General features: G+C 36.6%; 8 protein-coding genes and 1 pseudogene. 5 read left to right on the top strand and 4 right to left on the bottom strand.

All coding sequences use genetic code 11. The features are described from left to right. Positions 1-449 precede the first annotated feature (449 nt). A pseudogene (locus tag F6K54_RS29780) lies at positions 450-590 on the top strand (transposase); the annotation flags it as partial. Here the strand turns inward: F6K54_RS29780 and F6K54_RS29785 are convergent. Both F6K54_RS29785 and F6K54_RS29790 read right to left on the bottom strand, forming a co-directional pair. Beyond that, a complete protein-coding gene (locus F6K54_RS29785) occupies positions 562-696 on the bottom strand; it encodes a hypothetical protein (protein WP_293085902.1) in 135 nt (44 codons plus the stop codon). The pseudogene F6K54_RS29780 and the gene F6K54_RS29785 overlap by 29 nt on opposite strands. Continuing rightward, positions 680-3,673, bottom strand: coding sequence for a PAS domain S-box protein (locus F6K54_RS29790; RefSeq protein ID WP_293085904.1), 2,994 nt, complete (start codon positions 3,671-3,673; stop codon positions 680-682). Before F6K54_RS29790 ends, F6K54_RS29785 begins: the two co-directional genes overlap by 17 nt. 947 nt (positions 3,674-4,620) lie before the next feature. Here F6K54_RS29790 and trpD point away from each other — a divergent pair. Beyond that, positions 4,621-5,688: an anthranilate phosphoribosyltransferase gene (trpD, locus tag F6K54_RS29795; RefSeq protein WP_293085919.1), complete on the top strand. Its 1,068-nt coding sequence runs from the start codon at positions 4,621-4,623 to the stop codon at positions 5,686-5,688. An 888-nt stretch (positions 5,689-6,576) separates the two neighbouring features. Here the strand turns inward: trpD and F6K54_RS29800 are convergent. Together F6K54_RS29800 and F6K54_RS29805 are read right to left on the bottom strand one after the other, a co-directional pair. Further along, positions 6,577-7,212, bottom strand: a complete 636-nt coding sequence (locus tag F6K54_RS29800; protein WP_293085907.1) for a TIGR02281 family clan AA aspartic protease — start codon at positions 7,210-7,212, stop codon at positions 6,577-6,579. A gap of 225 nt (positions 7,213-7,437) precedes the next feature. Next, positions 7,438-8,118 (bottom strand): TIGR02281 family clan AA aspartic protease, encoded by a 681-nt coding sequence (locus F6K54_RS29805; RefSeq protein WP_293085910.1) that lies wholly within the window; start codon positions 8,116-8,118, stop codon positions 7,438-7,440. 200 nt (positions 8,119-8,318) lie between these two features. Between F6K54_RS29805 and carA the strand changes: the two genes are divergently transcribed. The 3 genes from carA (at position 8,319) to F6K54_RS29820 (ending at position 11,226) form a co-directional block, all read left to right on the top strand. Continuing rightward, positions 8,319-9,479, top strand: a complete 1,161-nt coding sequence (carA, locus tag F6K54_RS29810; protein WP_293085913.1) for a glutamine-hydrolyzing carbamoyl-phosphate synthase small subunit — start codon at positions 8,319-8,321, stop codon at positions 9,477-9,479. 450 nt (positions 9,480-9,929) lie between these two features. Continuing rightward, on the top strand, positions 9,930-10,271 hold the full coding sequence (locus F6K54_RS29815) for an STAS domain-containing protein (protein ID WP_366558271.1): 342 nt from the start codon (positions 9,930-9,932) through the stop codon (positions 10,269-10,271). Between the two features lie 556 nt (positions 10,272-10,827). Then, positions 10,828-11,226, top strand: a complete 399-nt coding sequence (locus F6K54_RS29820) for a Mini-ribonuclease 3 (RefSeq protein WP_293085916.1) — start codon at positions 10,828-10,830, stop codon at positions 11,224-11,226. The last annotated feature ends 581 nt before the right edge of the window (positions 11,227-11,807 follow it).

Below are 11,807 nucleotides of genomic sequence, written 5' to 3' on the forward strand. Positions count from 1 at the left end.
GATAAAACTAGTTAACCAAAATCAGGCGATCGATAAAAATAGGTAGCCCAAAACAGCGTATTTAGGGTTTGCTGAAAAAGTCTTATGGGTGAGGGTAGGAGTCAGGAGACAGGAGACAGGAGACAGGAGTTATATCATGTCCGGATAATTAGTGATGAAAAACTTATCATGAGTACTTCAACAGTAAATCTTTCTATTTTTCCTACTCCCCTACTCCCCTACTCCCCCGCTCCCCTACTATCTTAATTATAAGTATTCAAACGGACATGATATCACCCATAATATAAGTTTGTCGAAAGTTGCATCTAGGACACTTCCTTTGAAATTGAAGACCAATAGACATCTCCAAAAATCAAAAAGAAAACCAATTCTTATCTAGAAATTATCAATTATTCTTCTCTGTTCCCAGCTCCGGTGTTCCCTGTTCCCTCTTTTCTGGAAATGTCTAATGGTGGTATTTTCTACTTCACCCAGAGATTCCCCCTGATAATAATCTGGCAGAACGTTCATTACGGTTGGCAATCACCAAACGAAAAGTTATATCATGTTCGGATAAAACGGTTAGAACAGTTCAAAAATGTAAAACTCAGATAACGTAAAACTTTTCCTTCTTCCTTCTTCCTTCTTCCTTCTTCCTTCTGCTATATCATCAAAAATTACTTCACTTTTGACTAAAACATTATACTGGCTGTACAATTGGAATTTCCATTACAAACTCTGCACCCTCACCAGGGGAAGAAATACAACTCAACTTTCCCTTATGTTTTTCCACAACAATTTGATAACTAATAGATAAACCTAAACCAGTACCTTTTCCTGCCGGTTTAGTAGTAAAAAATCGCTCAAATAAATGCAGCTTAACTTCCTCATTCATACCTAGACCATTATCTATAATCCTCACTATAACTTTTTCTAAAGTAGCTTCTGTTTTAATTGTAATAGTAGGAGTTTTATCTAGGCAATTAGAATTATCAAAACCCTCTTCTAAAGCATCAATAGCATTACCAATTAAATTCATAAAAACCTGATTTATCATACCCACATAACATTCTACTAAAGGCAATTCTCCATACTTCTTATAAATTTTAATTTCAGGTTTTTTCCCACGGCCTTTTAAACGATTTTGGAGAATTACTAAAGTACCATTAATACCATCATGAAAACTCATCAAAGTTTTTTTCACATCATCTTTACGAGAGAAATTGCGCAGAGAACTCACAATATCACGAATTCTTTCTGCCCCTATTTGCATTGCTGATATTACTTTGGGTAAATCTTCCCTCATAAAATCTAGATCTATCTCCTCAAATTCTTCTTTAATGTTTTCTGGTGGGTCTGTACAATATTCTTGATAAAGATTTAGTAAATTCATCATGTCTTGAACATAATGATTCAAATGCACTATATTTCCATACACAGAAGTTATAGGATTCTTAATTTCATGAGCAATTCCTGCTATTAATTGACCTAAACTAGACATCTTTTCAGCATTAGTTAAAGTCGTTTCTGCTTCATTCAATTCTTGCAAAGTATTTTCTAATTTTTTCTTTTGGTGTCTTAACTCATTTTGAGATTGCTTTAGTGCTACTTCTGCATTTTTACTCTCAGTAATATCTGTAAGAAAACCTTCTAAAGCTATTAATTCTCCTGACTCTGAAAACACTCCTATTCCCTGCTCCCAAACCCATTTAATTGCTCCATTCTTAGTAGTAATTCGATAGACTACTTGATAATGTTGATTTTCCTGTAAAGCAAACCCTATAGCATTCCGTAAACGTTGCCGATCTTCTGGATGAATTAATTGTGATAAAGATACTTTCTGTGAACCAAAAAATTCTTTGACTTGGTAACCAGTTAATGAAGAGCAACCTTCACTTACAAATTCTACACTTCTATGTTGATCGTTGCGAAAACGATAAGCCATACCTGGTAAATTACTCACTAAAGTAGCTAATTTTCTTTGACTTTCATATAAAGCTTCTTCTGCACATTTGCGTTCAGTGATATCTGTAATAACTGCTAACACACAAAGTTCATGACTAATATCAATAATCTCTGCAGACAACAACCATACCCTAATTTCACCAGATTTAACTCTGAACTGGTATTCCTGATTTTTCACAATTCCTTGCAGTTGTAAATTTTGCCTAAATTCGGTTTTTGCTTCTGGATACACCCATATCTTCAAATCTTCTGCGGTAAAGCCAATTATTTCTTCACGGCAATAACCCATTATCTCCAAAAAGCCATCATTTACTTCGATAAACCGCCCATCCTCAAAAGTAGTAATACTGATTGGGTTAGGGCTACAACTAAATGCTTTTGAGAACTTTTCCTCCGATAATCGTAACTTTGCTTCTACTTGTTGACGTTCAGATATCTCTTTCTGTAATCGCTCAACTACCTCCTCTAGTTCAACTGTTCGTCTTTCTACCCTCTTTTCTAACTCTTCATTTGCTTGCTTTAGTGTTTTTTCTTTTAACTCCCGATTGCTAATATCTAAAACCACTGCTTGCCAACCACTTCTACCATCAAACTTCATAGAACTTAAGAAAACTTCTGCGGGAAATTCAGAACCATCTAAACGTTTATATCGCCAATTAAAACGACTTATGCCTCTGTGTAATGCTATTTCTAAATAACGTTTAAATATCATACTTGAATCTTCTTTGTCAGACTGTTTTGTCGGGCTAAATTCCCAAGGTTGTTTTCCACACAACTCTAATTTATTAGTACAGCCAAATAATTTTAAAGCAGCAAAGTTACAATCCATAAAACCTAGCTCATTTATGAAGAAAACCGCATCTTGAGTGGATTCATATAAATCGCGAAACTTTTTTTCTGAAGCTTGTATAGTAGCAATTAACCCTGTTTGGATAGCTATAGCTTGTTTACTTTCAGTAATATTTCTTGTGACTTGAGAAAAACCCCGTAATTTTTGGTGATCATCATACAAAGCTGTTGTAATTACATTAGCCCAGAATTGCGTTTTGTTTTGCCTTAGACAGATTTTTTCGACAGCAAATTTACCTTGTTCTCTAGCAATTTTTAATTCTTGATCTGGCAGGTAATTTTTGATATCTTTTTGAGTATAAAAAGTAGAGAAATGTCTACCAATAATTTGTTCTGATTGATATTGATAAATATGTTCGGCTCCACGGTTCCAGCTTACTACATATCCGTCCGAGTCTAACATAAATAAGGCATAATCTTGAATACTTTCTATTAATAATCTTTGTCTTTCTTCACTTTCTTGCAAAGCTGCTTCTGTTTGTTTGCGTCTGGTAATATCTTCAACAAATCCTTCATAATATAAAAAATTTTCCTGCCGATCGCAAACTACCCAGGCATTTTCAGAAATCCAAATTATTGTGCCATCTCTGCGATAAATCTGGGATTCAAATTCGGAAACTTCTCCTTTTTCTCGTAAAATCTCAGCAAATTCGTCACGTCGCTGAGAATCTACATAAAGTTGATTTTTAATATCTGCCAAGGCAGCAATCATTTCTGTAGAAGAGTCATAACCATAGATGCGAGCTAGTGTAGCATTAGCACTGATGTAGCATCCTTCAAGGGTTGTTTGGTAGATTCCTACAACTTTATTCTCAAATATACTGTGATATTTATCTTCCATTTGCTGTAATTTCTTTTGGCTTTTCTGACAATTAATCATTCAATTTTCCCGTTCCAGATTTATCCTTGTATGTAACTATTTTTACCTACTGAAGAAGTTTATTATTGAATCACTACACCCTTTTCGTTATTATATATATTGACATATTTCTAACTTTTTGAGCGTAAAATGTGACTATTACCTTGGAAATAAAATTACTCCAGAGAAGGTTAGAAATTTATTAACTTGACTTTTGTCTTTTTTTTTTAGACTTATGTTAAATTGTAAAAAATATTCTTTGATACATATACAGGATAAACATAAGATAATCAGATAGTGGAAAAATGTATAATAAACGTTGTACATCAATATAGTCAGATATAGTCTTCTGTCTCCAGAAATTTGGGCGAGTATTGAGATAATCTAACAATGTCTGTGATAATAGAAAAAAAATCAAATAGCCCCAAGAGTCAACGATCTGAGTTCAATAGGGTGAAATTCCTGGACTGACACGCTACCTCTAGACACATAAGAACCTACGTCCAAGCCTCTGTATTATGACCAAGCAGAAATTGAATCAGGGAGATCGTCAAAAAAGAGGAAAAGAAAAAGTAGTCCCAAATGTTTTTGACCATGGGATAGAGAAGTCAGTGCGCCCTTGCGGGTTCCCCGACACTCACGCAACTGGCGTGGTGTTGTAGTTCACCCAGTTAGGGTAAAACCTGCGAAATAAAAGATATGTCATATTTGACTATATTTTTATGAACTATGACCGAATAATTAAGGTTGAAAGCCTCTCCTTTAAAGGAGAAACAAGCGTTCGATCTTCGCAGCTTCCCGTAGGGTGGGATGGCTAGGTTTCCTCGCCATATCCAATCAACCAAGAGAAGAAAAAATTTTCCTTTTATTCAATCTTCTTCCTTTTAGGGGAAGGTAATTATCAATTATCCATTATCAATTATCCATTATTGGATAGTTCTATTGCTCAAAATCAACAAGATACACCAATGATTAACTCTTCTACTAATGAATGGCCGAGTTTATTACAGCAGTTACTTGATGGCCAATCTTTATCTTCATCTCAAGCATCGAATTTAATGCAAGGATGGCTCCAAGAAGAAATTCCACCTGTTCTATCAGGAGCAATTTTAGCTGCCCTGCAAGCTAAAGGTGTATCTGCTGAAGAATTAGCAGGTATGGCAAAAGTATTACAGTCTTTATCTTTGACAAAAGAAGATGGCGATCGCTCTGTTCCCATCACAGACTCTAAATATCCAGTCATTGATACTTGTGGTACTGGTGGAGATGGAGCTTCAACATTCAATATTTCTACTGCTGTTGCCTTTGTTGTAGCTGCGGCTGGAGTGCCAGTAGCTAAACATGGAAACCGTTCTGCTTCTGGTAAAGTTGGTTCTGCTGATGTCTTGGAAGCATTGGGAATACGTCTGAACGCCCCCACGGAAAAAGTAATATCTGCAGTATCTGAGGTAGGAGTAACTTTTCTTTTTGCACCAGGTTGGCATCCAGCAATGAAATCTGTAGTTCCTCTACGTCGTACTTTAAAAGTACGAACTGTGTTTAATCTTTTAGGTCCTTTAGTTAACCCTTTGTGTCCTCAAGGTCAAGTCATAGGAGTATTCAATTCTCATCTAGTAGAAATTATAGCTCAAGCTTTAGGAATATTGGGAGTAAAATCGGCGATCGTTCTCCACGGCAGAGAAAAACTAGATGAAGCTGGTTTGGGTGATATTACTGATCTGGCTATTTTATCTAATAGTGAGGTAAGAATGACAACCGTTAACCCCCAAGATTTAGGATTAAATGTTGCTCCCATAAGTGCCTTACAGGGCGGGGAGGTAGAAAAAAATGCTGAAATCTTACAGAATGTTCTCCAAGGTAAGGGGACTTCTGCACAGACAGATGTCGTTGCTCTGAATAGTTCTCTGGCCCTACAAGTAGCAGGTGTTGTACCACTAGAAGCTCATGCAGAAGGTATTGCCAAAGCTAAAGATATTCTCCAGAGTGGAGCAGCTTGGTTGAAGTTAGAGCAGTTAGTTCAATTCTTAAATCATTGAAGAAGGTAGTAGGTCGTAGGTCTTAGGTGGTAGGTTGAAAAAAATTACTCAAACAGGACTTACGCAAATAGACCTTTAAATCACCATCTGTAGGGGCGAATGGCATTCGCCCTTGCTATATGTGTCTGTGCGTAAATCGTGTCAAAGTTAAATTTCATACCTCAAATCAGCAACGCCAGAAAATTTTAGATATCGGTATTAAAGACAAATATACTAATTATTACTTTAAGTTTAAGGAAGGTAAAATAAAAGTTTGATACCTAAAACCTACAACCTAAAACCCACTACCTACCACCTAACACCTACTACTAGACCGACACATCTAAAAATGGTGCATTATATCAAATCCGGTGGGGTTGCACATAAAATCTGATTATATAATAATATCTGTTTATAATTTCTTAAATTACTTCAATATTTAATCTCCCCCTACTCTCCTACTCCCCCACTCCCCCACTCCCCTACTCCCAAAGTATATAATCAGTATTCAACCGGATTTGATATTATATCCTTGGGTTGGGGGCGGGTTCATAGGATAATTTGTAACACCATTAATTTAACGCGAAACCCGCCCCTACTATTGCAACATTTTAGCTGTGTCACGCCACTACCTAACACCTACTACCTAGCACCTACTACCTTCTTAACTAGGGCTTGCTGATTAAATATTTAAGCATTGACAGATAAAGATTTTAGCCTTTTTAGGTCTTGAGGGGGTGCCTGGTTTTCAGCTCTTAATGCTCAAAAAGTTAGGATTTTGAGCAGACAAGATTCTTACTCCCCTTCGCGTCCCTGCATCTGGTACGTTCCTCCATCTCCGCGTCTGGTGCGTCTCCGCGTCTGGTGCGTCCCCGTGTCCTACACCCACAACCAATTTTTCAGCAAACCCTAACTATTAGAACGTGCCCGCAACTCCACTACATTTTCCTTAATTGTCATATCATAACTACCAAAAAAGTCTTGTCCCAGCAGTGGTATCTCTGCTTCAGGAGGTGCGATAACAACAGTAAATTGTTTGAATTCTAAACCTCCCGCAGAAATAGAACCAACTATTCCTGCTTGTACTTCTACTTCTCTACCATCAGCAACTTTTGCAGTTCCCCGACCAGAAGGTATAACTTTCAAGGAGTCTGCCATTTCCTGAGTAATAAAAGTCTTAGTAGCACCAGTATCAAAAATCATTTCATAGCTTTGACCATCATTAAAAGTAACATTAACTATAGGGCTACCTTCTTCTCCATTTGTACGTTTAACAATTGGTATTTCATATAACCCTGCTGTTGCAGTTGAAGTTGATACTTCTTCAGATGATTCTTCTGGAAACAGACCACAAACTGATATTGTTAAATCTTTCCTATTTCCAAATTCATCAAGCAGAAAACATCCTGGATATTCTTGAGCGATCGCGCCTACAGTATGACCAAGGCCAAATCCTGTTATAGAAAGTAATGTTGTCAGCAATATTGATGGTATTTGCCCAAATATTGTTTTGACCTGCTGCTTTTTTTCAGTCTCTGATTTCATTTGCTTTACCTGATTTTTATTACAAGAAAAGTTAGGGAAATATCTACATATTAAGTAAGGTTCTTCCTTCTTCCTTCTTCCTTACCTTATCTATACAATACCGATGCTACCGGACATGATATTACTCCTAATTATTGACTCTTAATTGACCACCATGATTTTCTCCTCACTCCTGACTCCTTATTCTGTGAGCCTCACATAAAATTTTTTATAAATATGATGCTTTTAACTACTAGAACGTACCTTTAACTCTACTACTTTTTCTTTAACTGTCATATCATAATTACCAAAGAAGTCTTGTCCAAGTAATGCTGACTCTGCTTCAGGCGCTAAGATACCAACTCTAAATTGTTTTAACTCCAAACCTCCTGCCGAAATAGAAGCAACTATTCCATATTCTTTTTCTATTTTTCTGCCATCAGCAACTATTACAGTTCCCCGATCATTAGGTATAACTTTTAGGGAGTTGGCCATTTCCTGAGTGATAGATGTTCCAGTAGCTCCGGTATCTAACAACATTTCATAAGTTTGATTACCATTAAAAGTAACATCAATTACAGGAATACCACCGCTACGACTTTTAATTGGTATTTCATATAACCCTGCTGTTGCAGTTGAAGTTGATACTTCCTCTGGTAATTCTTCTCCAAACAAACCACAAACTGATATTGTTAAGTCTCTCCTATTTCCAAATTCATCAAGCAGAAAACATCCTGGATATTCTTGAGCGATCGCAACTGCAGTATAACCAAGGCCAAATCCTATTATAGAAAGTAATGTTGTCAGCAATATTGATGGTATTTGCCCAAATATTGTTTTGACCTGTTGCTTTTTTTCAGTCTCTGATTTCATCTGCTTTACCTGACTTCTATTATTAGATTTGTGCAGTGAATAATTTTCGATCATAATTACTAAATTTTTTAATAATTTTAACTATTTATCTACTGTAATATTTAAAAGCTTAAGTTAATTTTATCTTATTTGAATAGTGAGTGTAATCTGTACTTATTACTACTACATTTTTTGTTAACTTCATAATATTCTCTATAAGCTAAATAGATATTCTGAAGCTATCTTTAAATGCTAATTAATTTAGAGGAATTAAAATGTCAATTTCAGCTCAACCTGCACTACTGGTACTAGCAGATGGAACTACTTACCAAGGCTTTTCTTTTGGTGCCCCTGGAACCACTATTGGAGAAGTGGTATTTAATACAGGAATGACTGGTTATCAGGAAGTTCTGACAGATCCAAGTTATTGTGGGCAAATTGTTACTTTCACTTACCCAGAGTTAGGAAATACAGGGGTAAATCCTGAAGATGAAGAGTCCAATGAGCCACAAATAAAGGGCGTGATCGCTCGTAATATTTGTCCACGTCCTAGTAACTGGCGCTCTACTCAATCTTTGTCAGAGTATCTTCAAGAACATAAAATTCCTGGGATTTATGGTATAGATACCCGTGCTTTGACCAGAAAAATTCGGACTTTAGGAGCAATGAATGGGGCGATTTCTACAGAAATTCTAGACCCAACTGAATTGCTAGAAAAAGTTCAGTCTGCTCCTAGTATGGCAGGATTAAATTTAGTTCGAGAAGTAACAACTAAAGAAGTTTACCAATGGTCTGAACCTACTAATGCAGCTTGGGAGTTTAATCCTTCTGTTTCTGGTTACAGTGGAGAACAATATACAGTCGTGGCCATTGACTTTGGAGTGAAAAAAAATATCCTACGACGTTTAGCTAGCTATGGTTGTCAAGTTGTAGTTGTTCCTGCTAATACGCCACCAGAAGAAATTCTCAAGTATAATCCTGATGGTATTTTCCTTTCCAATGGTCCAGGAGACCCAGCTGCTGTTAACGAAGGTATTGAGACTACTAAAGAGTTACTCAAATCATCTAAACCTGTTTTTGGCATTTGTATGGGACACCAAGTCCTCGGTCTTGCTTTGGGAGCCGACACTTTTAAATTAAAGTTTGGCCACCGTGGTCTCAATCAGCCAGCAGGTTTGCAGCAACAAGTGGAGATTACAAGTCAAAATCATGGATTTGCCATTAATCCAGATTCTTTAGCTGCTGAGGTAGAAATTACACATCTTAACTTGAATGACCAAACTGTTGCAGGTTTACGACATAAGTCTTTACCTTTGTTCTCAGTACAATACCACCCTGAAGCCAGTCCCGGTCCTCACGATGCTGATTACTTATTTGAACGTTTTGTCCAGGTAATGCAAGATGAGCGGAAAGCTAAAGCTTCAAAATTAAAGTAGGATTTGGCCTGCAAATTTCATTCATTCCTTACAATTAAATTATGCAATTTTTGCATAATTTGTATTGAAAAATTTAAGTTATGGCTTGCTGATTAAATCTAAAAGCATTGACAGATAAAGACTTTAGCCTTTTTTTTGTCGAAAAAATGCGCCTATTTCAGCTCTTCATGCTCAAAAAGGAGCGTATTTTAGGCGCATAGTTGGGCAGAAAAATCTTGGGCAAATTCTTACTCCTACCTGGTCTAAATTCCCCGTTCCTCCTGACTCCTGACTCCTGTCTCCTGTCTCCTGTCTCCTACCTTTACCCATAAGACTTTTTCAGCAAACCCTAAGTTATTTGTAGGGGTAGACAAATTTCACATAAAAAAGTATAATTGACGTTCTACTTATGCAAAATTAAGCTAGGAGGGTGTTATTCCTGAGCCTAAGCCATTAGCCCTGACTGTTAGCCTGAGATGCACTCATGAAGAGAGGGATAACTACCAACTATTCCGCTTAACAGGGCTACTAGATGCCTTTTCAGAAGGTACTTTTAACAAAACACTGAAGACAAAAATCGATCAAGGGCCAAAAAATATTATTTTGGATTTGTCCAAAATAGATTTTGTAGATAGCTCTGGGTTAGGAGCACTCGTACAACTGGTAAAGCATACCAAACAATATGAAGAAGGTACGTTACAAATAATCTCCAATGCCCGTGTAAATCAAACTGTTAAATTGGTTCGTTTAGAGAAATTTTTGTCCTTACGGTCTTCATTAAATGAAGCTCTAGAGAATGTCAAGAAATCTTGACAAGGCCAGGCAATGACCGATTGAATATAGCTATAGATGCTATCTCCCGTCAAAAGGCAAAGGTCTAGGCGGGAGTTGGTCAAGCCTGATCGAGTTAACGAAGTCAGAAGTTAGATAGGGGAGCCATCGGATTTGCGACATACAGAGGTTGTTTTTGTAACGGGTATTTGAGCAAGTCTACAAAAATGTTTCGCCTTAAAAAGCAGGGTTTTAGACCCAATTATTTTGGTATTTATCAAAAATTATGAGAAAAAAATTGGTACTTAATAATAATTGTGAGTATAGGAAAAAACTAGAAATATTGTGACAATAAAATTTGGCCCGTATTGGTAAATTGAGACTCAAACTTAAGTTACAGCCCAATTCATTTCAGTAGACTACAAAATTCTTTTGGGTTAGGGAGGTAGGGACATTGCATACAACGTCCATAGGTCCCAGGGAGTAGGCAGTAGAATAATACTTTGGCCACTGTAGTCTCTCTATTTGAAAATCCCTATAAGTTACGACTAATATTTGATCGAGTAGAAAGCCTGGGCTAACAAGGAGAACGATCCGTTTGCAACATTTAAACCTTGTCGCGCTAACACCAACAGAAATTCAAAAAATTACACCCTCAGCTTGGGCATACCTGGGGGATGCTATTTATGAATTATTTATTCGGAGCTACTACTTGATACCAGCCAAGCGATCGCGCTCTTATCATCAACTGGTAGTAGCCCAAGTTAGAGCAGAAAGTCAAGCTCATCATTTACATAATTTAAAACCTCATCTTACCAGTTTAGAGTTAGATATTCTCAAACGAGGGCGCAACGCTGCTTTTGGGAAACCGAAAAGATTAGATCCAGAAGTTTATCAACAGGCTACCAGTTTAGAAGCTTTAATTGGGTACTTATATTTAACAGATCCTCAACGATTAAACCAATTACTAGGCTATATAGAAACAGAATTAGATTAAAGGATAGAAAGAATTAAAAAGGTTAATTTAACAGGAGACTTAAACTTTATTAGGTATCTTCAGAAAAAAGGGAGTAGGTAGTAGCGGATAGGAACATTCCATGCAAAATCCGTAGGTTGTAGGTAGGAAATAATTGATGAATAATATCAAGTCTCATTATTTATAATAAAAACCTTCTTCTCTCATCTCAAGTGCGATAATATTTTTTTTAATTTCCCCTGCTCCCTACTCCCTGCTTAGGGTTTGCGCTCATAAAGTCTTTTTGCTCTTTGTAGGGAGTAGGCAGTAGGCAGTAGTTAGGACGTAGAATAAATAGGAATCACAGAGTCAGTGGCCTAAATAATAGTCAGAGTGATTTTTCGGCTTTTATTCCCAAAAATGCTCACTTTTTTAACAATAGCTTGCTGAAAAGCTCATACTTTTTCCAGACATAAAAAGCCTAAAAGCAATATCAGTCAATACTTTGGTATTTAATCAGTAAACCCTACTTACTTACAGATGTTAAATTAATTTTGCACAAGTACTTAATATTACCGAGGGCCTTCTGCTTCCTGCCCTCTGCCTTTCCTGATAAAACTAGA

Origin of the sequence: Okeania sp. SIO3B5 (genome assembly GCF_010692555.1) — a bacterium.
Classification (GTDB): Bacteria; Cyanobacteriota; Cyanobacteriia; order Cyanobacteriales; family Microcoleaceae; genus Okeania.

What these genes read in the sequence shown, in the direction of transcription:
- F6K54_RS29790 (WP_293085904.1), bottom strand. Translation starts at nt 3,673, where the DNA reads ATGATTAATTGTCAGAAAAGCCAAAAGAAATTACAGCAAATGGAAGAT.
- trpD (WP_293085919.1), top strand. Translation starts at nt 4,621, where the DNA reads ATGATTAACTCTTCTACTAATGAATGGCCGAGTTTATTACAGCAGTTA.
- F6K54_RS29800 (WP_293085907.1), bottom strand. Translation starts at nt 7,212, where the DNA reads ATGAAATCAGAGACTGAAAAAAAGCAGCAGGTCAAAACAATATTTGGG.
- F6K54_RS29805 (WP_293085910.1), bottom strand. Translation starts at nt 8,118, where the DNA reads ATGATCGAAAATTATTCACTGCACAAATCTAATAATAGAAGTCAGGTA.
- carA (WP_293085913.1), top strand. Translation starts at nt 8,319, where the DNA reads ATGTCAATTTCAGCTCAACCTGCACTACTGGTACTAGCAGATGGAACT.